Annotated in this window: 25 protein-coding genes; 13 read left to right on the forward strand and 12 right to left on the reverse strand. The window is 61.0% G+C overall.

Features of this window, described 5'->3' with window-relative positions; all coding sequences use genetic code 11:
- Position 1: 1 nt before the first annotated feature.
- The 4 genes from purT to ACM64M_RS02610 all read right to left on the reverse strand — a co-directional run bounded on the left by purT (position 2) and on the right by ACM64M_RS02610 (position 4,483).
- Complete coding sequence (gene purT, locus ACM64M_RS02595; protein ID WP_416227070.1) at positions 2-1,180, reverse strand: formate-dependent phosphoribosylglycinamide formyltransferase; 1,179 nt, start codon at positions 1,178-1,180, stop codon at positions 2-4.
- Between the two features lie 69 nt (positions 1,181-1,249).
- Positions 1,250-2,257 (reverse strand): GGDEF domain-containing protein, encoded by a 1,008-nt coding sequence (locus tag ACM64M_RS02600; protein WP_416227071.1) that lies wholly within the window; start codon positions 2,255-2,257, stop codon positions 1,250-1,252.
- A 178-nt stretch (positions 2,258-2,435) separates the two neighbouring features.
- A complete protein-coding gene (locus tag ACM64M_RS02605; protein WP_416227072.1) occupies positions 2,436-3,131 on the reverse strand; it encodes a helix-turn-helix domain-containing protein in 696 nt (231 codons plus the stop codon).
- Positions 3,132-3,226: 95 nt separating this feature from the next.
- Positions 3,227-4,483: an aspartate kinase gene (locus tag ACM64M_RS02610; protein WP_416227354.1), complete on the reverse strand. Its 1,257-nt coding sequence runs from the start codon at positions 4,481-4,483 to the stop codon at positions 3,227-3,229.
- Between the two features lie 79 nt (positions 4,484-4,562).
- On the opposite strand from ACM64M_RS02610, the gene ubiG reads away from it, so the two are divergent.
- Complete coding sequence (gene ubiG / locus ACM64M_RS02615) at positions 4,563-5,300, forward strand: bifunctional 2-polyprenyl-6-hydroxyphenol methylase/3-demethylubiquinol 3-O-methyltransferase UbiG (protein WP_416227073.1); 738 nt, start codon at positions 4,563-4,565, stop codon at positions 5,298-5,300.
- Positions 5,301-5,303: 3 nt separating this feature from the next.
- Here ubiG and ACM64M_RS02620 read toward each other — a convergent pair whose 3' ends face one another.
- Positions 5,304-6,401, reverse strand: a complete 1,098-nt coding sequence (locus ACM64M_RS02620) for a glycerophosphodiester phosphodiesterase (RefSeq protein WP_416227074.1) — start codon at positions 6,399-6,401, stop codon at positions 5,304-5,306.
- Positions 6,374-6,733 (reverse strand): ArsC family reductase, encoded by a 360-nt coding sequence (locus ACM64M_RS02625; protein WP_416227075.1) that lies wholly within the window; start codon positions 6,731-6,733, stop codon positions 6,374-6,376. Before ACM64M_RS02625 ends, ACM64M_RS02620 begins: the two co-directional genes overlap by 28 nt.
- Positions 6,734-7,516: 783 nt before the next feature.
- On the opposite strand from ACM64M_RS02625, the gene ACM64M_RS02630 reads away from it, so the two are divergent.
- Genes ACM64M_RS02630 through ACM64M_RS02640 form a run of 3 tightly spaced genes read left to right on the forward strand, consistent with a single transcriptional unit; the run spans position 7,517 to position 10,485 of the window.
- Positions 7,517-8,665, forward strand: coding sequence for an acyl-CoA dehydrogenase family protein (locus ACM64M_RS02630; RefSeq protein ID WP_416227076.1), 1,149 nt, complete (start codon positions 7,517-7,519; stop codon positions 8,663-8,665).
- Complete coding sequence (locus ACM64M_RS02635) at positions 8,665-9,678, forward strand: acyl-CoA dehydrogenase family protein (protein ID WP_416227077.1); 1,014 nt, start codon at positions 8,665-8,667, stop codon at positions 9,676-9,678. Before ACM64M_RS02630 ends, ACM64M_RS02635 begins: the two co-directional genes overlap by 1 nt.
- Positions 9,679-9,687: 9 nt before the next feature.
- Positions 9,688-10,485: an enoyl-CoA hydratase-related protein gene (locus tag ACM64M_RS02640; protein ID WP_416227078.1), complete on the forward strand. Its 798-nt coding sequence runs from the start codon at positions 9,688-9,690 to the stop codon at positions 10,483-10,485.
- Positions 10,486-10,491: 6 nt separating this feature from the next.
- On the opposite strand, the gene ACM64M_RS02645 is transcribed toward ACM64M_RS02640, so the two are convergent.
- The 4 genes from ACM64M_RS02645 to ACM64M_RS02660 all read right to left on the reverse strand — a co-directional run bounded on the left by ACM64M_RS02645 (position 10,492) and on the right by ACM64M_RS02660 (position 13,592).
- Entirely contained in the window at positions 10,492-11,211 is a 720-nt protein-coding gene (locus ACM64M_RS02645) for a hypothetical protein (RefSeq protein WP_416227079.1), read from the reverse strand.
- On the reverse strand, positions 11,208-12,575 hold the full coding sequence (locus tag ACM64M_RS02650; RefSeq protein ID WP_416227080.1) for an O-antigen ligase family protein: 1,368 nt from the start codon (positions 12,573-12,575) through the stop codon (positions 11,208-11,210). Before ACM64M_RS02650 ends, ACM64M_RS02645 begins: the two co-directional genes overlap by 4 nt.
- 170 nt (positions 12,576-12,745) lie before the next feature.
- Positions 12,746-13,018, reverse strand: coding sequence for a hypothetical protein (locus ACM64M_RS02655; protein ID WP_416227081.1), 273 nt, complete (start codon positions 13,016-13,018; stop codon positions 12,746-12,748).
- Positions 13,019-13,157: 139 nt separating this feature from the next.
- Entirely contained in the window at positions 13,158-13,592 is a 435-nt protein-coding gene (locus tag ACM64M_RS02660; RefSeq protein WP_416227082.1) for a lasso peptide biosynthesis B2 protein, read from the reverse strand.
- A gap of 273 nt (positions 13,593-13,865) precedes the next feature.
- Between ACM64M_RS02660 and ACM64M_RS02665 the strand changes: the two genes are divergently transcribed.
- The 5 genes from ACM64M_RS02665 to ACM64M_RS02685 all read left to right on the forward strand — a co-directional run bounded on the left by ACM64M_RS02665 (position 13,866) and on the right by ACM64M_RS02685 (position 17,408).
- The gene (locus ACM64M_RS02665; protein ID WP_416227083.1) at positions 13,866-15,722 is read left to right on the forward strand and encodes an asparagine synthetase B family protein; all 1,857 of its coding nucleotides are present in this window, start codon (positions 13,866-13,868) and stop codon (positions 15,720-15,722) included.
- The gene (locus ACM64M_RS02670; RefSeq protein ID WP_416227084.1) at positions 15,719-15,847 is read left to right on the forward strand and encodes a lasso RiPP family leader peptide-containing protein; all 129 of its coding nucleotides are present in this window, start codon (positions 15,719-15,721) and stop codon (positions 15,845-15,847) included. The genes ACM64M_RS02665 and ACM64M_RS02670 overlap by 4 nt, the downstream gene beginning before the upstream one ends.
- 142 nt (positions 15,848-15,989) lie before the next feature.
- On the forward strand, positions 15,990-16,127 hold the full coding sequence (locus tag ACM64M_RS02675) for a hypothetical protein (RefSeq protein ID WP_416227085.1): 138 nt from the start codon (positions 15,990-15,992) through the stop codon (positions 16,125-16,127).
- A 96-nt stretch (positions 16,128-16,223) separates the two neighbouring features.
- Entirely contained in the window at positions 16,224-17,096 is an 873-nt protein-coding gene (locus ACM64M_RS02680; protein ID WP_416227086.1) for a hypothetical protein, read from the forward strand.
- A 33-nt stretch (positions 17,097-17,129) separates the two neighbouring features.
- Entirely contained in the window at positions 17,130-17,408 is a 279-nt protein-coding gene (locus ACM64M_RS02685) for a PqqD family protein (protein WP_416227087.1), read from the forward strand.
- A gap of 9 nt (positions 17,409-17,417) precedes the next feature.
- On the opposite strand, the gene ACM64M_RS02690 is transcribed toward ACM64M_RS02685, so the two are convergent.
- Together ACM64M_RS02690 and ACM64M_RS02695 are read right to left on the reverse strand one after the other, a co-directional pair.
- Complete coding sequence (locus tag ACM64M_RS02690) at positions 17,418-19,094, reverse strand: ABC transporter ATP-binding protein (RefSeq protein WP_416227088.1); 1,677 nt, start codon at positions 19,092-19,094, stop codon at positions 17,418-17,420.
- Entirely contained in the window at positions 19,091-20,248 is a 1,158-nt protein-coding gene (locus ACM64M_RS02695) for a nucleotidyltransferase family protein (RefSeq protein WP_416227089.1), read from the reverse strand. Before ACM64M_RS02695 ends, ACM64M_RS02690 begins: the two co-directional genes overlap by 4 nt.
- Positions 20,249-20,478: 230 nt before the next feature.
- Between ACM64M_RS02695 and rfbA the strand changes: the two genes are divergently transcribed.
- The 4 genes from rfbA to rfbB are packed head-to-tail and all read left to right on the forward strand — an operon-like array spanning position 20,479 to position 23,816.
- Positions 20,479-21,369 (forward strand): glucose-1-phosphate thymidylyltransferase RfbA, encoded by an 891-nt coding sequence (gene rfbA / locus ACM64M_RS02700; protein WP_416227090.1) that lies wholly within the window; start codon positions 20,479-20,481, stop codon positions 21,367-21,369.
- Entirely contained in the window at positions 21,366-21,908 is a 543-nt protein-coding gene (gene rfbC, locus ACM64M_RS02705; protein WP_416227091.1) for a dTDP-4-dehydrorhamnose 3,5-epimerase, read from the forward strand. The genes rfbA and rfbC overlap by 4 nt, the downstream gene beginning before the upstream one ends.
- Positions 21,908-22,765 (forward strand): dTDP-4-dehydrorhamnose reductase, encoded by an 858-nt coding sequence (gene rfbD, locus ACM64M_RS02710; RefSeq protein WP_416227092.1) that lies wholly within the window; start codon positions 21,908-21,910, stop codon positions 22,763-22,765. Before rfbC ends, rfbD begins: the two co-directional genes overlap by 1 nt.
- The gene (gene rfbB / locus ACM64M_RS02715; protein WP_416227093.1) at positions 22,758-23,816 is read left to right on the forward strand and encodes a dTDP-glucose 4,6-dehydratase; all 1,059 of its coding nucleotides are present in this window, start codon (positions 22,758-22,760) and stop codon (positions 23,814-23,816) included. Before rfbD ends, rfbB begins: the two co-directional genes overlap by 8 nt.

Below are 23,816 nucleotides of genomic sequence, written 5' to 3' on the forward strand. Positions count from 1 at the left end.
GTCAATCGCGATAGGCAATCTTGACTGTGCCTGCGACACGAATTGCCAGGAGCCGCGCTTCCTCCGCAGTCTCAGCAGCCGCCAGAGCCACCCCCATCCGGCGAAAGGGCCGTGACGTGGGTTTGCCGAATATCCGCAGATCGACATTGCCTTCGACGGATAAAGCTTCGGCAAGTCCTGTATATCCGAAGTCATCGCTGTCCCGGTCCGCAAGGATCACCGCCGAAGCCGCCGCAGCCGCCGCAATCGTATCGGGGACCGGAAATCCGAGGATCGCCCGCACGTGCAGATCGAATTCGGATAGGCCCTGAGAAATCAGGGTCACCATACCGGTGTCATGCGGGCGCGGAGACAATTCGGAGAAGATTACCTCCTCGCCTTTCACGAAGAATTCGACCCCATAGATGCCCCATCCGCGGCCATTGCCCTCGAGCGCCTCCACAACCTTACGTGCCATCGCGCGCGCTTTTTCAAGGGCATCTGCAGACATCGCAGCGGGTTGCCAGCTTTCCTGATAATCGCCGCGTTCCTGCCTGTGACCGATTGGCGGACAAAAGGAGAAGCCATCCCGGTGCCGCACCGTCAGCAACGTGATTTCATAGTCGAAATCGACGAATTGCTCGACAATCACCCGCGCGCGGTCGCCGCGCATATTGGCAACGGCATAGTCCCAGGCGGGCTCAAGCCCGGCGGCATCATCGACCTTGCTCTGGCCTTTGCCCGATGACGACATCACCGGCTTGATTACACAGGGAAAGCCGGTGTTCGCGGCGCCCGCCAGCACCTCATCAAGGCTTTCGGCATAGTGATAGCGCGAGGTAACCAGACCCAGCTCTGCTGCGGCCAGATCGCGGATGGCATCGCGGTTCATGGTCAGCTGTGCAGCGCGAGCGGAGGGGATGACATTAAAGCCTTCCTGTTCCAGATCGGCGAGCACTTCGGTGCGGATAGCCTCAATCTCGGGCACGATGTGATCGGGGCGGTGTTTGATAGCAGCGGCGCGCAAGGCCCCGCCATCAAGCATTGAAAACACTTCGCAAGCATCCGCAACCTGCATTGCTGGCGCATCCGCATAGGCGTCGCAGGCGATGACGCGCGCGCCCAGTCGCTTAGCCGAAATGGTGAATTCGCGGCCCAGCTCGCCCGAGCCGAGCAGCAGAATCGTGGAGGTAAAAGCCATCTTTCGGGACTAGCGGCAGAACCAGCGATGGCCAAGCATCGCGGTCAATCTGACTGTCTGGGCACAAAGTCACAGCGGCAGCGGATGGCCGCAGACCCCCGTCTGGCCGCCTCCACCGGCGCGCGCCATGACCAGACCCAGCTCTGCCTGGCGCATCGTCCAGTCGGCGGACGCCTCGACCTGTGCCAACCCGGCGCTGGCGGTCAATTCGGGCGCGCGTTTCGATGCGCTCACAGCCAGCGCGCCAAAGGTCTGCAAGACATCCTCGCTCCAACAGCGTGCCTGCTTCAACGTCATGCCGTGCAGCAACACCCCGCAACGTTCCCCATCAAGCTGCGCCAGTTCATGGCCGGGCAGCACCATGGATTCAAGAAATCGGGCAAATCCCCACTGGATCTCATCGGCGGTGCGCCTGCCATATTGCAGCGCTAGAGCCTTCAGCGAATCGACCGCAAGCAGCGCGACCGTTTGCGGGCCATCATGCGCGAAGGCGCGGTGCAGGCTGGCGAAAAACACCTGGCGACTGGCCAGCCCCGTGACCGGATCAATCATCGCGTTCGGCGTGTTGTCTGCGGCGGAAACCTGCGCGTGCCGGACCAGCCGAAGCAGGCCCAAGGCGCGGTGACCGGCGTCGCCACCGCCGTTTTCGACCAGTTTCAGCCCCAAAGTGTACCAGCGCCGACACAGTCCAGAACCGGCGGGATTTTCAGGATCGTCATGATCGGTGCAATCATCCACCGCGCAGATGCGCACCGGAAATTCTATCCGGCCCGAATGCGCGGTGCCTGCAAACACCTGATCGACAAAGCGCGCCACTTCTGCCCCGTGACCCGGCTCGGCAAAATCGGTGATATGCGGCATGAACAGCCGCGCCGTCAGATCAATGCCAAGCTCCGCGACATTGGGCGAGGCATGGACCACAAACCCGCCCGGATCGAGCCGGACCACAATATCACCCGAAGCATCCTCCAGAAGGCCGCGCAGCGCCCGGCCCTCTGCAATGCTGAAACCCATTTCCATGCCGATTGCCCCCGGCTTTGTTACGACCACGGGATCAAATCGAAAATCGGTCGGCAATACTATTAGCTAACTTTCGCCGCGCAATTTCTATGCAATCCCCAAATTGCCTGCACGCAGAAATGAAAGTTGTTATATGCGTTTGTTTACCCGACTAAAAAACGAATCAATCCTGATTATCGTTTACCATGTTTTGGCGCTGTTTCATTATTTCTGTGCATATACTTGGTATTTTATATCAAATTTCTAGCATTATGCGGATGCTATTTGGGTTAATTCCATAGGCTGAGGCTATCCGTTGCCGACATTCATCGACCAGAGCAGCCGCTTCGCCGGGCGTGCCGGATTCATTGATCTCATCCTCGCTTACGCCCAAAACTTCGGCCAGCGATGTCAGGCGTTCGGGCAAGGGGCGGGCCTTGCCCTTTTCCCATGCCCAGACGGTTGGCTTGCTCACCCCCATGGCATCGGCAACCTGCGCCAGAGTAAGCCCGCGTTCGCGGCGCAGACGGTTGAATTTCTCACCCAGCCAGTCCCCAGTCCCGCTGCGCTGCGAGGCGGGCGGCACAGCTGATATCGGAGCCGGCGCCGCACCCGGAGCAGCGGCGCGCAATTGCGCCGCAGATAGCGCCGCCTCACCCAGAGCCTGTTGAAAGGCGCAGCCATACAGGCGCTCGCTTTTCCAGACGATTTCTGCGCCGACCGCGCCCAATTCGGGCAATTCAATCGCCAGCATGTCGCCCACGGCCAGCGCTTGCCCGGTTTCCAGCAGCAGACCCGCCGCAGAGATATTGTGGACCGTCACATTGGCCTCGCCAGAGCCTGCGAAGACCCCGCTGGTTTCCAGTTGCAAGGCGCGCCGGACAGCCCGGCGACCGTCGACATTGGCCGGGCTGCCCGGTGCAAGTGTTGCAAGATGGGCTTTCATCGCCATGGGATACGACTCCTGTAAAAGAGCCCTAAACCTTGGCGATAAGCGTTAAGAAGGAGTTAGCGGCGCACCCTTAACGGGATGAGACGAATTGCCGATCAATCAGGCGCATCCAGACCATAGGCGGTGTGCAGCACCCGCACCGCTAGCTCGGTCTCATCTTCGTCGATCATCACGCTGACCTTGATCTCGCTGGTCGAGATTGCCTGAATATTGATGCCCCGGTCGGACAGCGCGCGGAACATCGTGCTGGCAACGCCCGCATGGCTTTTCATGCCCACGCCGACGACGCTGATCTTGGCGATCCGGCTGTCGGTGATGATCCGATTGTATCCGATCCCGGCTCGGCGATCCTCCAGCAAGGCCTGCGCGCGGGCAAGGTCTGCCTGCGGGACGGTAAAGGTCACGTCGGTCTCACCCTTGTCGCGGCCCACGTTCTGAATGATCATGTCGACATTGATGCTCGCCTCGGCCAGCGGGGTAAAGATATCGGCCACCGCGCCGGGTTTGTCGGGCACCCGGGTAAGGATCACCTTCGCCTCATTCTTGTCATGCGCGATGCCGGTCACAAGCTGGCGTTCCATCAGGCCATTCTCCACCATTTCGTCCATTTCTTCATCCGACACGATCAACGTGCCGGGCAGGTCGTCGGCTGACACTGCATCGTCGCCGGTAAAGCTGGAGAGCACCTGAATGCGCACCCCTTGTTTCATCGCCAGCCCGACGGACCGGGTTTGCAAAACCTTGGCCCCGACGGATGCCAGTTCGAGCATTTCTTCGTAGGTGACTGCCTTCAGCTTGCGCGCCTTGGCGACGATCCGCGGGTCGGTGGTGTAGACGCCGTCGACATCGGTGTAGATGTCGCAGCGATCCGCCTTTACCGCCGCCGCGACCGCGACCGCCGAAGTGTCCGATCCGCCCCGGCCCAAAGTCGTGATGCGGCCATCGTCTGAAACGCCCTGAAACCCCGGCACAATTGCTATCTCGCCGCTTGCCATGCTGGCGAGCATGTCGGGCGCGTCGATTGTGCTGACCCGCGCCTTGGCATGGGCTTCGATCGTTTTCACCGGGATTTGCCAGCCCAGCCAACTGCGCGCCTTGCACCCCAGCGATTGCAGGGTCAGCGCCAGCAATCCGCTGGTCACCTGTTCGCCGCTGGCCACCACCACGTCATATTCCGCGGGATCATAAAGCGCATTGGCTTCGCGGCAGAAATTTACGAGCCGGTCGGTCTCGCCCGCCATCGCGCTGACAACGACCGCGATCTCGTTGCCGCCGGCCGCCTGTGTGCGCACGATATTGGCCACCCGGCGAATCCGCTCGGTCCCGGCCATCGAAGTGCCGCCAAATTTCATCACGATTCTTTGCCTGGAGCGCGCCAAGGTGAGCATACTCTTGCTGGTTAGGTCCCGCGAGCGCTGTTAGGGAGAGCGCATGGGAAACGCAAACGTATCAAATGTAACCATCCGCCCCGAAGAGGCAGAGTTCTTTGCCAACCTGGCCAAGGATTGGTGGAATCCCAAGGGCAAGATGGCCTCGCTGCATCAGGTGAACCCGGTGCGGCTGCAATTCATCCGCGCGGCGATTGACGCGCAGTTCGGCACCGACGCGCGCTCGATTCGTCCCTTGGCAGGAAAGAGCGCACTCGACATCGGGTGCGGCGCGGGGCTGGTGTGCGAACCCTTGGCGCGGCTGGGCGGCGATGTGACCGGAGTGGACGCGGCGGCGGAAAATGTCGCGGCGGCCAGCGCGCATGCCGAGCAAGCCGGGCTGGGCATCCGCTATATGGCGGGCGAGGTCGGCGCGCTTGATATTGGCACTTTTGATCTGGTCACCTGCCTTGAAGTGGTGGAGCATGTTGCCGACAAGCCCGCATTCCTTGCCGATGTCGCGGCGCGGCTGGCCCCGGACGGGCTGCTGGTCATGTCCACCCCCAACCGCACGGCGGCATCGCGGGTCTTGTTGGTCGGCGCGGCAGAAGCGGTGGGCTATGTGCCAAAGGGCACGCATCACTGGAGCGATTTTGTCACGCCCGAAGAATTGGAGGGCCTGCTCGCCGATGTCGGCCTGCAAATCACCGAACGGCGCGGCATTGCGTGGCGGCCGGGCAAGGGGCTGCATCTGGCGGCTGACGAAGCGCTCAATTACATCGTGAGCGCGCGCCGCGCCTAGCCGCTATTCGCCTACCGCTGCGCCCGTCAGCGCAACCAATTCGCGCACATTGTCGGTAAAGAACCCGTCCGCACCGGTGGCCAGAGCGGCGTTCCACAGGCGCTGATACTGCCCCTCTGCCGCTGCGCCGCCGTCATTTTGCAGCGATGCGGGCAGGAACCCGTTTTCCTTGCGCAGGGTCCATGGATGGACTTTCAACCCCGCCGCATGGGCATCACCCACCAGCGCAGTCGCCTGCATAGTATCCGGGTCCAGCACATGGCCCAGCCACGGACCGATTCCGTCAGCATAGGCCGCCACTTCAGCCAGTCCGGTGGGTGTGATGATTTCCGCCCAGCGCATTTCCGGTTCGTCATAGGGCCCGCCCTCCGAAGAGATGAGCAGCACCAGCGGCGTATCGACGCGGGCGTTGAGGCGCTGCAAGGGGCCGATTTCGAAAATCTGGACAAACACCTTCGCATCCGCGCGGTCGAGGTCAAGCTGCCGCAATTGCGTGACGAGCAGATCGACCATGTCGATACCCTCCTGCTCCAGCATGAGCGTGGGATGCTTCAGTTCGGGATAAAGCCCGATGGTGCGCCCGGTCTCGGCCTGTTTGACGCGCACCAATTGCACGATCTCGGCAAAGGTCGGGATCTGATAGAGGCCGTTATAGGCCGCGCTGCCGGGCCGGATATTGCCCACCCTTTCGCGGGCGCGCAAAGTGCGCAATTCGGCGAGTGTGAAATCTTCGGAAAACCAGCCGGCAACCTGTTGCCCTTCGACATTCTTGGTCCGGCGGCGGTCCTCGAATTCCTCGCGGCTGGCGACATCGGTGGTGCCCGACAGCTCATTTTCGTGGCGCGCGACCAATTGCAGATCCTTGGTCACGACCAGATCGGGCTCGATGTAATCCGCGCCCTGCGCAATTGCCAGTTCGTAGGCGGCCAGCGTGTGTTCGGGCCGTTCGCCAGACGACCCGCGATGCGCGATGATAAGGGGACGTTGCATCGCGGCGACCACCTTTGCGATGTTTTCCGGATCGGATTCGGCAGTGGCTCTTAGTGGAGATGCGACCAACGCCGCGCCCAACGCTATGCTTGCAAGAATGCTGCGGACCATTCGTCTTCCTTGAAACCTACCAGAACCGTGTGACCGGCTTCGGCCACTGGCCGTTTGATCATGGAGGGGTGCTGAACGAGCAAGGCTACGGCTGTGTGACTGTCCGCCGCCGCCGCCTTGTCGGCATCGGGGAGCTTGCGATAGGTCGTGCCGCGCGTGTTGAGCACCGCATCAAGCCCCTTGTCCGCGATCCAGCCCGCAAGCCTCTGCTCATCCGCGCCTTCTTTCTTGTAATCGTGAAAGTCGTATTCGACGCCGTTCGCATCCAGCCACCGCCGCGCCTTCTTGACCGTGTCGCAATTGGGGATGCCGTAGAGGGAGAGTTTGGTCATTGATTTGCCTGTCGTCATGTTTGAGCGCTTACCGAAGTGCAATTGAGTATGCTGCAAAGGTGCGCAATAACAATCTTTCGCGCCATTCCGGCGAAGAGCCGCCGGTCTGCTATCGACCCTATTTTCGGCCTCTCCCGTCACCCCAGCGGAAGCTGGGGTCCAGGGCTGCATGGATCGGCGCTTTCCGCCCGAGATCCCAGCCTTTGCTGGGATGACGGGTCAGGTAGGAAACCACCCAATCCCAGACATTTCGCCGCTCGCCGCCGTTCGCCAAAAGCAGCCAGTCATCGCCGCTTGCAGCCCGCAACCCGTAACCCGGACGGCTTGCCCGCGCTTCCATTTCACAGCCCACTTGTTCGGGGGGTACGGTGCGCGTCCGCTATTGCCGCCGCGAGCGCGTCGGCGGCGTCAGAGCCGGCATTCGTAACGCCAGGAAGCTGCACTTTCACCATCGCGGTGACCAGCACCTTGCCTGCACCACCGCTTCCGCTGAGCTATCCTTACCCGGCGTTTCTGGGCGGTTCCGAAAGCCGCTTCGATGGACCAGTCGTACTGGGCGTGAGCGGCAAGCTGCCCTTGCTCCCACCAAAAAGCGAAGCCATTGAGGGCTGCAAGCCGCCTGAGGCAAGGCGAGATTGCCAAGCGGAGCCTGATTGCGCACCCAATCCGGGCTGGTTGATTGACTTACTGGCAAATATGCGGCTGGCACATCGCCGCATCGCGGGCGAAAAGCGCGTTGCTCGTTTCAGCATTCCATCATGAATGAGGCCAAGGTCAGCGACGATGTTTCAATTCCCCCGTCTTGAATTCGATGCAGCCGCACATGCCTTGCGAGAAGATCTGCGCGGTTTTCTCAATGCCGAACTTGCGTCGGGCGGGTTTAGCCCTTCGGCTGATTGCTGGGTTTCCGCCGCCGATCCTGCGTTCAGCCGCAAGATGGGCGCGCAGGGCTGGCTCGGCATGGTCTGGCCGCGCGAATATGGCGGCCATGATTGCCCGGTGGCACACCGCTTTGTCGTGACCGAGGAGATGCTCGCTGCCGGCGCCCCGGTGGCCGCGCATTGGATCGCGGACCGTCAGACAGGAACGCATATCCTGCGCTATGGCACTGAGGAGCAGAAACGCACGATCCTGCCGCGCATTGCCGCCGGGGAATGCTTTACCGCAATCGGGATGAGCGAACCGCAAGCGGGCTCAGACCTGGCTGCGATCCGGACCACCGCGCAGCGCAGCGATACAGGCTGGGTGCTGTCGGGTCGCAAGATCTGGTCGACCGGCGCGCATTATTCGCATTACATGATTGTGCTCGCGCGCACATCGCCTGCCGAGGGGCGCAATCGGCAAGTGGGTCTGTCGCAGTTTCTGGTCGATCTCTCGCTGCCCGGCATCGAAATCTCCGGGATTCGCGACCTTGGCGGGACCCCGCATTTCAACGAGACTTTGTTCGACAATGTTGAACTTCCTGCAGACGCGTTGCTGGGAACCGAAGGCAATGGCTGGGCGCAGTGCATGGGCGAACTGGCGCTGGAGCGGTCGGGCCCCGAACGCTTTCTCACCTCGCTGATTGTGCTGGAACAGGCGCTGCCGGTGATCGCGCGCCATGCCGATGAACGCCGCGCGATCGAGGTGGGATCGATCCTTGCGAACCTGCGCGTGCTGCGCCGGATGTCGCTGGGTGTGGCGGAGATGCTGGAGCAGGGCGAAAGTCCGGCAACTGCGGCTGCGGTGGTCAAGGAAATGGGCAACCGGCTGGAAAATGACATCGTTGCCCAGCTTCGCTCGATGCTGGCGGGTATTTCGTTTGCAGAATGGCCGGACGGGCTGGAGGCATTGCTGCGCGAAGCGGTGCTGCATTTGCCTTCCAACACCCTGCGCGGCGGCACGACCGAGATCCTGCGCGGTATCATCGCCCGCGAAATGGGGATGCGGTGATGGAGCGGGAGACGCTGTCGCTGATCGCCGAGGGGCTGGAACGGATTCTGGCCGATGCTCCGCTTGAAGCCATCGATCAGGCCGCGGGGCAGGGCGCCGACGCCCGCGCGCTGTGGTCTACGCTCGCCGAAAACGGCTTTGTCCTTTTATGCGCGGCAGAGGAGCATGGCGGCTTTGGTGGTTCAATTGCCGATGCGTTGGTGCTGGGAGAAATGATGGCGCGCCATGCGGCGGCGTTGCCGCTGGGCGATACGATGCTGGCGGCGGGCCTGCTGTCGGCGGCGGGATGCGAAGCGCCGGAATTGCGCATCGGGTTGGTTGACCCGTTCGACTCTGCGGCGGCGGTTGCCCATGCGGCACAGGTTGATGCGGTTCTGATCCTGCAGGACGGGTTTCTGCGCTGTGCCCGCCTGTCTCCTGATGACTTTGCGCCGCTTGCCAAAGCGGAAGATGGCGCGGGCCGGCTGGTGCGCGCGCCGCAGGAAACACTGGCGGAAATTGCTGCGCCGGATTGGCTTAGCGCAGACGCCTTCCGCGCGATTGCCGCGTTGATGCGCGCCGCCAATATGGCGGGCGCGATGCAAGCGGTGCTGGAGCTGACCCTGACCTATACGCAGGAGCGCGAACAGTTTGGCCGCCCATTGGCCAAGTTTCAGGCGATCCAGCATCACTTGTCCGACATTGCCTGCGAAACCGCCGCCTCCATCGCTGCAGTGGAACTGGCCAGCGACGCGCTGCGCATTGATCCGCATTGCGGACCCGGTGTGCTAGGCGAGATCGCGATTGCCAAGACGCGCTGCGGGCAGGCGGCATCGAAAGTCGCCGCCGCCGCACATCAGGCGCATGGAGCCATGGGCTTCACCCGCGAATATGCGCTGGGCCGCTTTACCCGGCGTCTGTGGCAATGGCAGGATGAATTCGGGTCGCAGACCGAATGGGCATCGCGTCTGGGCCGCAGCGTGCTCAGTGATCCCGAACCTCGCCTCTGGCCGCGAATCAGCCAGCCCATCTAGGAAGAACCCATGTCTGATCCCGTACTCTATTCACGCGAAGACAGCGTCGCCACCATCACGCTGAACCGCGATGAAACACGCAATGCGCTGAGCGATGAAGTCATTGCAAGCCTGCTTGAAGCGTTTGCAAAGGCGGAAAGCGACAAGGCAATCAGCTGCGTAATCCTGACCGGGGCGGGCAAGGCGTTTTCATCGGGCGGGAACCTGCGCGATATTGGCGCGATGACAGCGGAAAAGGCGATGAGCCCGCTCGACATAGAGGCTTGGTATAAAACCGGGATTCAGCGCATCCCATTGCTGATGGAGCAGCTGACCGTGCCGGTGATCGCAGCGGTCAACGGCCCGGCGATTGGCGCGGGCAATGATCTCGCCACGATGTGCGACATGCGGATCGCTTCGAGCAAGGCATTGTTTGCAGAGAGTTTTTTGAAAGTGGGGATCATTCCGGGTGACGGCGGAGCGTGGTTCCTGCCGCGCATCATTGGCTATGCCCGCGCGGCGGAAATGCTCTACACTTCAGAAGCGATCGACGCGCAAAAGGCGCTGGCCTGGGGTCTGGTAAGCCAGGTGGTGGAACCCGATGCGCTGATGGGTGCCGCACGCGCATTGGCAGAAAAAGTCGTTTCAAACCCGCCACTTGCCCTGCGCAAGGGCAAGGAGATCATGCTCGCTGCGCAGCGCATGGGGCTCGAGGACAGCCTCGCCAAGGCCGCGACCACGCAAGGCGTGCTGCAGCAGATGGAAGACCATCAGGAAGCGGTCAACGCGATCCTCGAAAAGCGCAAACCGGTCTTCAAGGGGCGCTAGATCCGCCTAGCATTGCTCATCCACAATTGCCGAAAGCCGCGTTCCGGCAGCCTCGTCGCGGGCGGAAAGCGCACGCTGCGCCTGTCGCAACAACCGGCAATCATACCGCGTTCCTTTGGCAGCGGTCGCGGCGATGATTTCGACAAAGGCGTCCGACGGCATTACCCGCGCACCCCGGTTGAGGAACTGGCTATGCCAGCGCTGACCTCCACCAACGATGCTAGCCAAGGTCGTGCGCCCTTCGCCGCCAGCTTCGGCTAGCACGGGCGGGCCAAGCTCTTCGAGCAGCGCGTCTGCGGTGTCGCGGCGCAAAAATAGCGCAGCGTAGCGCCGCGCGGCTTCGGGTGCATCGCCAGCCTCCAGCGCCAGCCGCAGCATCGATTCCTGTGCCAGCGGATCACGCCAGCCGCGCTGTGCAGCATATTGAATCGACAGCGCGCTCTTATCGACCTGCCCCGCCGCAAATTGTGCCTGAGCCAAGAGCCGCAGATGCTCAGCGGGGAGCGGGCGGCGACGAACGAGCCGCTCGGCTTCCGCCAATGCGCGATCTGGATCGTCTCCCGCCAAAGCATCGGCGGCGACCGGCAATTGCGCTGCCGAGCGCAAGGCCTCTGGCACGCTTTCAGCAATGGCAGGCGTGCGCCGTGTCTGCCGGTCCAATTGCACGCCGAACGTGACGAGCGCGATTCCCACAAGCGCGGCGCGCCATGCAATCCCTGCGATCATGGCAACACCTCCTGCCGCGAGGAGGAATGTTCCGGCGACCCAAACCGCAGCAGTATGAGCAGCGCGTAACTTGCAAATGTCAGCATGGTCAGATTGCGCAGCGGGTAATCTGTTATTGATTGCAAAGCGATGGTTAGCAGGATTACCCCGCCGCTCCACGCGATCCAGCGACCACGCGATTTTCTGGCTCGCCAGATCAGCCAGCCGAGCAGGATCAGCCAACCGGCGATCAGGGTCAGGCCAGGCAGCCCCGCCTCAATCGCCACTTCGAGATAATCGTTATGCGCCCGGCCTGCGGTGCGCAGGGTCATGTTTTCGAGCGATTCGTCGATCTGGAAAACGTCGTCAAAGGTGCCCATCCCGGAACCAATCGGCCAATATCGATCCGCCGAATAGGCGGCATCTTCCCAGATATATGCGCGCGCATCGTCGCTGTCGTCGAAGCGCTCTAGCACGTCGTTGACCCGGCCTGGCCCGGTCGCGAGAAAAAATCCGAGCGCCCCGGCGATCAGCGCCGCCGGTACCAATGCAAACCAGGCCTTGCGGCTTTCACCCTGACCGCGAAGGGTGCGCGTCCCCGCATGTGCAAGCGCCACTCGCAGCATCACCGCGCCTATTGGCACCAACGTCAAAACCAGCGCGGTGCGCGAACGGGTGAGGATGATGGCCACGATGAGCAGCATGCAGGTGACAATCTGGATTGCCGATGCACTCCTCCCGAGACGCGGTGGGGGAGGCAGCAAGGCCGCCAGAGCGACGCAGCCGACCAGCAATAGGCCCGTGGAATTGCGATTGGCAAAGGTGCCAAACAACACCCCGGGCATGGGGTTTTCAGGATAGAGAAGCCCGCTTTGACCGGCAGAAAGGACTTGCGGAATGCCAATCAGAAAATTGGCGAGGCCAAGCCCGACAGCTATCCAGCCGACCATGATCAGCCGGTCTTGCGCCATGTTCCAGCCAATTGTCAGCAACGCGAGCGGGGCGATCAAGGCGGTGAGCGCGAGCAAGGTCCGGATCGGATCAACGCTGGCACTTGCCCATTGCGCTTCACCGATCAGGGCGAAGGATTCGGTCATCAGCTCGCGGCCCGGCAGGCTTTGCCAAAGGTTCACCGGCAATGGGACAAGATAGATCAGCGGCAGCATGATCGACGCTGCGATCAGCACTCTCAAGCCAGCGGGGGAGGTTGCCCAGAATTCGAAAAATGCACGGCGGTGGAACGAGAGCGCGGTCAGTGCGGCAAGCTGAACGATCAGGTTCGCCATCCCGTATTTCGACCCGCCCCCACCAAACACAGCGGCAAAAACGAACAGGATGGCGACCGTCCAGAATGTGCCCAGTGCGCCTTCGGAATGATCAGCCATGCCCCCGCTTAACGAATCGGGATGGTTTGGGTGGCGGTATGAGGGGGCGTTTTCACCCATTGGCAATTCCGTTCGCGCAGCCAAAAACCAGACAAAGAAAAAGCGCCCGGGAATCCCGCGCGCTTTTTCTTTTGCTTACCAACAATATGCTGGTCCGATCAATCGGCGGCTCAGGTGCCGGGCGACTGACCTTCGTCATTGGTGTCGGCAACGGCAACGATACCGGCAATCGCAGCAGCTGCAGCGAGCAGAGCGATCAGGATGCCCGGCGTGCCGCGCAGCTCTTCGCCTTCAGCCGAACGGGCAAGGCCAGGAGCAGAGGCGGTGCTGGTGTAAACCGGAGCACTGTCGCCTGCGCGCGTGTTGGCTTGAGCAGCGATTGGCGCAAAGGCCATGCTGGCTGCAGCCGCAGTCACCATCATACGAGACATGATTTTGATCATCGAATTAACCTTTTATTGCACCTGATTACGGGACAACCCCTACTGCAGCGCAACAAGTTTGACAACCATGGGTTACGAAAAAAGGGTAAATGAAGTCTGAGCAGAGGCAGAATTGCTCGATTCTGGCCCGCCAAGGCCGCTAGCCAGCGCCCCGATCCACTGTTTCGTCCCCCGAATCGCCCCGCATCCGCGAATCAGCAAGGATCACCTCATACTTCGCGATATCGCCGCCGGTTACGACCATTCCGTCATGCACCAGCCATGCATGGGCACCGAATTGGCCGCCCTTGGGATTTTCGACACCGATCTGTATCTCGCTTGCGGCACCCATTGCTGATAGCCAGTTCTGCGCCGCAATCGCCTGAACAAGGCAGTCGCTGCGCCACGGCAGCCGGTCGGACAGCCGCGGCAAGACGTAGGATATACGGGCAAGAGCAGCCTCGGCAATTGCCGGCTCAGTGGCGGAACCGGCAAGGGATTGGCGATTGCGCAGCGGGATTGCCTTTGCCTCTAGCCTTCCGAAAGCGATGCGTGCGCGAATCAGTTCGCACAGGCCGCGCGCCGAATAGCCCACCAGCCACGGGATATCTGCAAGACTTGGCCGGCTTCCCGGGTTCGGGATATGCGGTGATTGCGCCAAATTCATGATAAGCTTAATGACCTGCGCTCTGTCGGCGCACGATGTTCGCACGCGCTGCTGACCCAATCTATTGGCATAAAGGTTCCTCTCATGCCAAGCGTCGTAATCGCTCAGCCGATCCGCGTCCAAGTGACGGAATTTTCATAAGTGTCTGCAATTGGAGCAATTTTTGCCAGCGGGGGGATGCGCGCGGAGCAGCTCGAGCTTATGGCAAGTTCGCTCGCCAAAATCCCGCACGACCAATCGGCTACGTGGAACGCCGGCCCGATGGGTCTGGCCGCGGGTGTTTTGCACACCAATGCCGAATCGCGGGAATGCGCGCAGCCTGACGTCAGCGACGATGGGCGAGTGGCCGCTGTGTTCGACGGCCACCTTCTCAATCCTGTCGAAGTGGCACTTGATCTGGCCGCAAGGGGTGTGCGCCTGCGCAGCCGCTCAGACGTGGAGATTGCCCGCCATGCCTATGAAATTTGGGGCGAGGAATGCGCGAATCGACTGCAAGGCGAATATGCGCTGATTATCGCCGATCTGCGCAAGGGGCATGTGTTTGCGGCGCGTGACCATATGGGGTTTCTGCCGCTCTATTATCTGCAGGAACCGGGACGCCTTATCATCGCGTCCGAATTTCGCACCATTGCCGCACTTAGTGGGCAGCCATTGGAGCCCGACCGGAATTATATCGCTCAGGTTATCACCAAGCGTTGGCACATGCGTGAGACAACGCCGTGGGTCGGGGTCAAGCGGCTGGTCCGCGCCCACACGTTGACCCACGATGGGCAGCGGACCCGATTGCAGCGTTATTGGACGCCGCCCACTGACATCACCATTCGCTACAATTCCTCCGAAGAATATGCCGAACATTACCGCGAGATGTTGTTCGATTGCGTGCGCCGTTCGTCGCGGACCGACACGCCGGTAGGGGTGGCAGTCAGCGGGGGGCTTGATAGCTCGGCGCTGTTTTGCGTGGCGGACAGCCTCGAAAGAACGGGGCAATTGCTGGCTCCGGGAATTGCCGGATATTCGCTGGCGGCAGAGGAGGGGGGCAATGCGTTTGAACTGCCCTATGCCCGCGCCGTTGCGGCCCATCTGGGGCGCGAGTTGACCGAAGTGCCGTTGTTCGATCCAGAGAATGATTGGTACACGCGGGACGCCAACTGGCACCGCGACATACCGATCCCCTCGAACGGGGCCATGATGCTCGAAATGGAACGGCGAGCCGTGGCCGATGGCTCGCGCGTGATGATCACTGGCACCGGCGGAGACGAATGGTTGCAAGGCAACAGCCTGTATTACCGCGAATTCGTCGCCGAGTTTGATGTTGCGGGTTTCTGGCGCGCCCTTCGGCGTGACGGTGCCGCAGTGGGCTGGCCCGCGGCGCTGAAACAGGCCTTGCGACATGGCGGCGCTGAATTGATGCCCGAACCGATTCGCCGCACTTTACGCAAGCGGCTGCGCGAAAGACGGCGGCGGGGTGATCCGACCATGCAATGGCTGGTGCCGGAACTGCGCGATGCTCTGGCTCAGGCAGAGGAAGCCTACGAATCAGGCCTGCCCGAAAACGCTGTCCATTGGTCCAAGCACAATCTTGCGACATCACCATTCAACGATCTGTCGCATTCACTGATGCGGCGCCAACGCGCCGCGATCGGGTTTGAAGCGCGTCATCCGATGCTCAGCCGGGCGTTTATCGAATTTTCCCTGCAAACCCCCGGAGAGATCAAACGTCAGGGCAATGTCGCGAAGGCTTTGCACCGGCAGGCGATGGCAGGCCTGCTGCCTCAGGTTATCCTTGATCGCAGCACCAAGGCTAACTTCACCAATACAAAAATCGATTCGCAATTTGCCGATTATGTCCGCGCAAATGCACGCGAGCAGCTGTCGGGAATTTGCGATTTCAGTGCGTTGGAGGCACTTCTCAAGGTCGATTTCACCGCGCCAGAGGGCGATTATTGGGCATGGGAAATTTGGGGCCTTTACGCATCCGCAGCATTTTTGTATCAGTATAACTGCTTAACCGAGATTAACCCTGCCACTGGGGTGCAACAGGACAGGATCCAACAATGATCAAGACGATTGAAAAAGCGAAGTACGAAGCTCCGAAACTCACGGTTTTCGGTTCTGTTCGTAACCTGACCGGCGGCAGCGGCACACGTTTCCGCGATGGCGCAGTGGCCGATTCGCGCTTCTAATCTAGCGGTCCGTTGCGGGCCGTTGGTTTAAGGCAAACATCAGGCACTCCGATCGGAGTGCCTTTTGTTTTGTGCGCAAGATATTTTAATCATTGGCTTTTCCGCATGTTGCTGGTTGTGACCGCCGGGTCTCGGACAGCATTTGGCAGATTTGCCAGACGTGCTGACCTTTGGTCAGCCTTTCATTGCAAGCCAGTTCCCGCAGGCGGCGAAGGCGGCGCCTCTGGTGGTTCAATACGGGCTCGACCTGCAAGCCGGGTTGCCGGCGGCTGGCACTTGATTCCGGCGTTTCGCGATTTGCAGCAACGATCGCAAAATCGCGCGAATCACAAGGCTTTGGCGAATCGACTTCGCCAGTTCTAGGGGCAAGACCGCAATGGATTGGAAACCCGCCGCCCGCCGCCCGCAGGAACGCCTGTCATCGCAGCCCTATGATCGCTGGATCTCCCCCGAAGGCCAATGTCAGGCCGAATTTCACAGAATGGTCGGCGGTTTCCTGATCCGTTTTCCCGGCCAAGGCGATTTCCTGCTAAGTCCGGAAGCTAACGCAGTTGAGTTTACCGTTACCGGCTGGCCCGCCCCTGACTGCGACGATCGGACGATCATCAATCTGTATCACAATGCGATCCAGCCCATATTGGGAAACCATTTGGGCGGACTCTATCTGCATGGCAGCGCGGTCAGACTGGATGGGGCGGCGCGCGACGGTGCAGCAGGGGCCGTCGCGTTTCTTGGCCTGTCACGAGGCGGCAAGACAACTTTGGCTGGTTCCTTCGCGCGTGAAGGGCAGCCGTTCCTGACCGAAGATGTCATCGACCTCAGGTTCGATAGCGGGCGTTATTGGGTGCAGCCCAAGCGATCAAAGCTGCGGCTGTTCGCGGACAGCGCGCGCTATTTGCTGGGCGAGAATGCACGCGTTGAAGATGAAAATTTGAAACAGGATGTTGAGGCGGGCGGTGCATTGCCGTTTGCCGAAAATCCGGCACCGCTGAGCCAGATCTATATCCTTGGAACCGATCACCGCGCGCCCTTGTCGATCCGGCAATGTTCGCTGCAAGAGGCCGTCAGCATGTTGATGCCGCATGCCTTCATCCTTGATGTCGAAGACAAGGCGCGGCTGCGCGGTCACTTTGCGAGAATAGCTGACCTGTCGCAGGACATACGCTGCTACACGCTTGACTTTACGCGTGACTACGGGGAACTGCCTAGGGTTCGGGGCGCAATTTTGGGGAATGTTCAGGGCATTTGATGCCTTGAGCTTGGGGGAAGCACAGAGCGGCTTATGCAGCTGAGTGATCGGTTTAGCGTTTCGAACGACGTTGTGGCGCGCGAGGTGGGCGGCGAGATGGTTCTGCTCGATCTGTCGAGCGGCCAGTATTTCGGGCTCGACAGCGTTGGCGGGCGGATATGGGAACTGCTCAGCGAGCGGCCCCATGAAATCAAGGAATTGTGCGACATTATCGAAGCCGAATTCGACGCACCGCGTGACCGGATCGAAGCGGATTTGCTGAAGCTGGCAAGGCAATTGCAGGATCAGGAATTGATCGCTGCCGCCGCATAACACCCGCCGCTACGCCTGATTGTCTGCTTCCAACACCGCGCCTCCGGGCACGATTTTCAGCACCCTGTCGGCCAAAGCAAGGCTCGCCGGGCGATGCGTGATGATGATGACGGTGCGCCCTTTCAGCGAATCCACGCAGGCTTCGACAAAGGCCGCCTCGCTGGTCAGATCATACATGCTTGTCGCTTCGTCGAGGATATAGATCGGCGGGTCGCGGAACAGTGCCCGCGCCAGCGCGATGCGTTGCCGCTGCCCGCCTGACAGGCGGATGCCATTGTCGCCAATCGCTGTTTCAAAGCCATCGGGCAAGGCGGAGATGAAATCCCAGGCCTGTGCCAGCCGCGCGGCCTTCTCGACCGCTGACTGGCGGTTTTCGACGGGCTGACCAAATGCAATATTGTCGCCAATCGTGCCGTTGAACAGCAATGCGCGCTGCGGAACGTAGCCAAATTGCCGTCGCAGGTCCTGAATCTGAATTTCCGAGGTGTCGATCCCATCGAGCGTGATGAACCCGGCATCGCTCTGATAAAAACGCAGCAGGAGCCGGACGAGCGTCGATTTGCCCACTCCGTTTTCACCGGTCAACGCGACGATTTCGCCCGGCGCTATCTCAAGGTCGAACCCGGTGAACACCGGCGCTCTGCCGGGGTAGCTGAAAGACAGTTGTTTGAACGCGATACCGCCTTTCGCCCGTCCCAGCCTGAGCCCTTGCGCATGGCCCGGTTCAGGTGCGAGCGCGAGGACATCCTCCAACCGTGCAAGCGTGCCGCGCGCCATCTGATAGGCGCCGTACATATTGGCGAGCGCTCCGGCAGGCCGGGTCAGCAGCGCGGCGTAGAGCAGGAAGGCAAACAGTTCCGCAGACGATCCGCGCTCTGCCAGCATTTGCTCGCTGCCTCCCATCAGCACGGCGATTGCCGCCAGCGCCGCAAGCAGCGCCATGACCGGGCCGACAAACGCGCTCAGCTGCGCCTGTTTGACCGCCAGCGCCCGCGAATTTTCCGCAGCAGCGGCAAATTCGGCGCGGTGATGTTCCTCGGTTGCAAAGGCTTTGATCGCGGGCAGCATTTCCAGATCGCGCTCTGCAATTGCGATCAGTTCAACTTCGGCCGCGCGGACTTTACCCGAAACTTCGCGCAGGCGGCGACCGGCGAGTTTCATCATCAGGATGAACAAGGGAATGAGCACTGGCACAATCAAAGCCATCCCCGGATCAATCCAGAACAGCACCACAATCGCGCCTGCCGCGGTCAGAACCATCGCCGGCGCGTTGGCGATTGTATTGGCGAGAAAGTCGCTCAAATTTCCGACTTCGTAAGAGGTGAGCGCCAGCATATCTCCCCGGCGCGCGGCGTCATGAAAGCCAAGCTGCATCATTTGCACATGGTTGTAGATCCGCTTTCGCAATTCGGTGAGGATCGCGGTTGACGCGCGTTCTGACAGGATGGCCGCTGCGATATTGAGCACGGTGAGCAGCGCCAGCGCTGTCACCAGCAAGGCCAGCGTTTGCGAGAGGTCAAACTCAGAGCCTGCGGCGGTTCCGCCTGCCACCACGCCGCCCAACACCTGCGCCGCCAGCCAGGGCACCGCCAGCGTCGCAGCGGAGCTCAGCACCGTGAGCGCGCAAATCAGCGCCAATTGCCAGCGGAATCGCTGCGCCCATTCCATCCAGAACCGCACGCTCATTGCGCAGGCCCCTGGCGCAGCGCGCGTCTTGCGGTATCAACCAAGAGCCGCGCCTGCAGCAACAGGGTCGGCCAGCGTCGCGCTTGCGGATATTTCTCAATCAGATGGCTGCGCGGGGGGAAGGCGCGCGCCGCGACCAGGCGCAATTTCCCGATCAGTCCCTGCGTGCTGCGCAGGTCGATGCGAAACTGGGCGAGCGAGTCGGGATTGGAGAAATAGGCTTTGAGGTCAGGCCTCATCGGCGCGCGGTCGAGCTGCGCCAGAACCTCCGCCGGGATTGGCGTGCCGAGATCATCCCGCGCCCCGCGCAGCGCTTCGGCGACCAATTCGCCCACCCCTTCTCGCGCGCAATGCGCGGTCAGCCGCTGCCAATCGGTTTCGTCCATGCTGCGCACCAGCAGACCGAAATCGACCGACCAGATCAGCCGCCGCGGGCTCATCAATCGGCCTTTTTCCGATTCGTAGCCATGCTGAGCGTGCCATTTCTGATTGATCGTGCCGTGCAGGATCATGGTCGCGCTATCCGGGCGAAAGGCGGCTTCGCCAAATCGCGGCATCGCCACTTTACGGGCGAAGAATTGCTCCATCGGCAGCACATGGTGCAGCACCGGACGGTCCGACGGCTCCCAATGCAAATCGACCGAATGGACAAAGAATCCCGCCGCATCGTGCAGCCAGCCTTCCTGATGATAGAGACCGTGTGGATCATCCCGGCGATACCAGCCAAGCCGGGTAAGGATTGCCCGTGCGGCCTCTCGGTGTGCCGGTTCGACCAGCAGATCACTGTCACCGCGCCGCCGCGCCGCTGGCTCATCGTAAAAGGCATAGGCCAGCGCTGTGCCCTTCATCATGACGGCGTCGATTCCGGTGGCCGCGAGCGCGCTCACAAGCGCGCGAACGCAATCGCGGTGGGTCGTCTCCCATAAAGCGATCAGCCGCGCTTCTTCGGCAATTCGCGCAAGCAGCGGCGGCGGCCAATTGTCCAGCTGGTCAGCGCAGATGTGCAGGACAAACGGTATCCCGTGATATTCAATCCTTGCCCAGACGGCAGGCCAGTCAATTTCGGGCGATAGCGACCAATCCGCGGCCTTTCCGCCATGCAGATTGCGCAATGTAGCGGCCAGAAATCGGTCAACTGACGACGGGTCGATCATGTGCTATGCCGTGGCTGATCCGGAGCTTTGTGGCGATAAATTTCTGCGATTTCCTGCGCAAAGCGCTTGGTTTCGTGTCGTAATGGGCCAAATCCGGCGCTTTGGCCAGAGCACTGGCGCTGTGCCCCTTTCGGGCAGACATTAGGTGTTGACCACTAGGGGCCATGCTGCAATGCGAAGCGCGGTTTTTCGGGGCGTTTGCCCGGAGTAGATTCAAGAGGCGGGGATCAGTGGCCAAACCACGCAAAGGCATCATTCTCGCAGGGGGTTCGGGCACCCGGCTCTATCCGCTGACCCGGGGCGTGTCGAAACAGCTGATGCCGATTTTCGACAAGCCAATGATCTATTACCCGCTCAGCACGCTGATGCTGGCCGGTATCCGCGACATTCTGATCATCACCACGCCCGAAGACGCGGACCAATTTGGGCGCGTGCTGGGCGATGGTTCGGATTTCGGGGTCAGCCTGTCCTATGCACAACAGCCAAAGCCCGAAGGTCTGGCGCAGGCGTTTCACATTGGTGCCGATTTCGTGCGCGGCGGGCCAAGCGCGCTGATCTTGGGCGACAATATTTTCTATGGTCACGGACTGCCCGATCTGTTGCAAAGCGCCAATGCGCGCGAACAGGGATCGACCGTGTTTGCATATCGGGTGAATGACCCGCAGGCTTTCGGCGTGGTCGAATTCGATGACGCCGGAAAGGCAATTTCGATTGAGGAAAAGCCCAAGGCCCCCAAATCGAACTACGCCGTAACCGGCCTGTATTTCTACGATGAAACTGTGGCAGACCGCGCACGTGATCTCGCGCCATCGGCGCGCGGCGAGCTGGAAATTACCGATCTCAATCGGCTCTATCTGGACGATGGCACGATGTCGGTGGAAATTATGGGGCGCGGTTTTGCGTGGCTTGATACCGGCACCCATGCGTCTCTGCTTGATGCGGCGACCTATGTACGGATCACCGAGGAACGTCAGGGCCTCAAGATCGCCTGCCCCGAAGAAATCGCATTTCGTCAGGGCTTTATCACCGCAGATCGTTTGCGGGAAATTGCCGAGCCACTGCGCAAATCCGGCTATGGCGAATATCTGCTCAGCCTGCTCGAACGACCGGTGTTGACGTGAAACTGATCGAGACTGCCATCCCCGGACCGCTGATCATTGAACCGCGTGTGTTCGGCGATGCGCGCGGATTTTTCATGGAAACATGGAACGAGGCGGTCTTTCGCACAGCGGGACTGGACCGCAGCTTTGTTCAGGACAACCATAGCCATTCGCAAAAGGGCGTGCTGCGCGGGCTGCATTTTCAAAACCCCGGCGCGCAGGGCAAATTGGTGCGGGTTACGCGCGGCGCGGTGTTTGACGTTGCGGTGGACCTGCGCAAATCGTCGGCGCATTTCGGCAAATGGATCGGGGTGGAACTCTCGGCCGAAAACAAGCGGATGTTGTGGGTGCCCGAAGGGTTCGCTCACGGTTTCCTGACGCTGGAAGATGACACCGACTTCCTCTACAAATGCACTGCGCCCTATGCTCCGGGCTCAGAGCATACGCTGGCCTGGGACGACCCCGAAGTGGGAGTAGAGTGGCCGGTGCAGGATCTTGATCCGATCATTTCCGAAAAGGACGCGCGCGGGCTTTCGCTCGCTGACGTGCCGGCATTCTGATGAAAGTACTGATTACAGGAGCCGGCGGGCAATTGGGCGGCGCGCTTCAGCGGCTCGCTCCTGCCCATGCCGATCTCAACGCGATTGACGTTGACGATGTCGATCTGACTGATGCTGCGATGCTGCGGGCCCGGCTGGTGGTCGAAGCACCTGAGGTCATCATCAACGCTGCCGCCTATACCGCCGTCGACAAGGCCGAAAGCGACGAAGAGCTTGCACGGGCGATCAATGCCGATGCAGTGGCCATAATGGTCGAAGCGATGGAGGAACAGGGCGGAAAGCTGGTCCATGTCTCGACCGATTTCGTGTTCGACGGCAAATCGCCGCGCGCCTATCGGCCCGATGATGCGCGCGCACCGATCAGCGCCTATGGCCGGACCAAGGCCGAAGGCGAGGATCATCTGCGGGCAAGCGACCTTCTGGTGCGAACCGCCTGGGTTTACGAAGCGGGCGGGGCCAATTTCGTGCGGACCATGATCCGGTTGATGAACGAGCGCGAAGAATTGGGCGTCGTGGCTGATCAAATCGGTTCCCCGACATGGGCCAGCGGTCTTGCGCAGACCATCTGGGGTCTGCTCGACAAACAGGCTTCGGGAACTTTCCATCACAGCGATGCGGGCGCGGCGAGCTGGTATGATTTTGCCGTAGCAATTGCCGAAGAGGCGCTGACGCTCGGCTTGATCGCCAGAATCCCCGCGATCAAACCGATCACCACCGCCGAATATCCCACCCCCGCTGCGCGCCCCGCCTTTTCGCTGCTCGATTGCCGGGCGACGCGCGATTTGCTCGGCGATGTGCCGGCGCATTGGCGCGCAAACCTGCGCGAAATGCTTAGACAGGAAGCTGCCCTTGGCTAATTTGCTCGTGACCGGAGGCGCCGGTTTCATCGGCGGCAATTTCGTCCATTACTGGAATGCGCGGCATCCCGAAGATGCGGTGATCGTGCTGGATGCGCTGACCTATGCGGGCAATCGCTCGACCCTCGACGGGGCGCCGCGCGCCGAACTGGTCGTGGGCGATATTCGCGACACCGAATTGGTCGAACAATTGCTGCGCGAACGCAGCATCAGCGCGATTGTTCACTTTGCCGCTGAGAGCCATGTTGATCGTTCGATCAGCGGCCCTGATGCATTCATCGACACCAACATCCTTGGCACCAACAGCCTGCTGAAGGCGGCCCGCGCGGTCTGGCTGGCTGGCGACGGGGTGGAGCACCGGTTCCATCATATCTCTACCGATGAGGTTTACGGCTCGCTTGGCGCGGATGATCCAGCCTTTAGCGAGACGACGCCCTATGCGCCGAACTCGCCCTATTCCGCGTCAAAGGCTGCGTCGGATCATCTGGTGCGGGCCTATCACCACACCTATGGGCTGAATGTCACGACCAGCAATTGTTCGAACAATTACGGGCCGTATCAATATCCTGAAAAGCTGATCCCGCTGTTTTTCCTGAACGCATTGTCGGGCAAGGATCTGCCGATCTATGGCGACGGGATGAATGTGCGCGACTGGTTGCATGTGGAGGACCATTGCCGCGGGATCGAGGCCTGCCTTGCGCATGGCCAGCCGGGCGAAACCTACAATATCGGCGGCGGGGCGGAATTGCCCAATATGGCGGTGATCGATGCAATCTGCCGTGAGGTTGATCTGGCATTTGCGGAAGTGGAGGGTCTGGCAGAGCGCTATCCCGATGCGCCCGCGGCCAAGGGGCACAAGAGCGAAAGCCTCAAGACTTTCGTGACCGACCGCGCGGGGCACGACCGGCGCTATGCCATTGACGAGACCAAGGCGCGCAATGCGCTGGGCTATTCAGCGACCCGGTCCTTTGACGAAGGCCTGCGCATGACCCTGCGCTGGTATCTGGCGCATGAGGACTGGTGGCGCCCCCTGTTATCAGGTGCGAAATAG

This window comes from Qipengyuania sp. ASV99 (assembly GCF_047872805.1).
Classification (GTDB): domain Bacteria; phylum Pseudomonadota; class Alphaproteobacteria; order Sphingomonadales; family Sphingomonadaceae; genus Erythrobacter.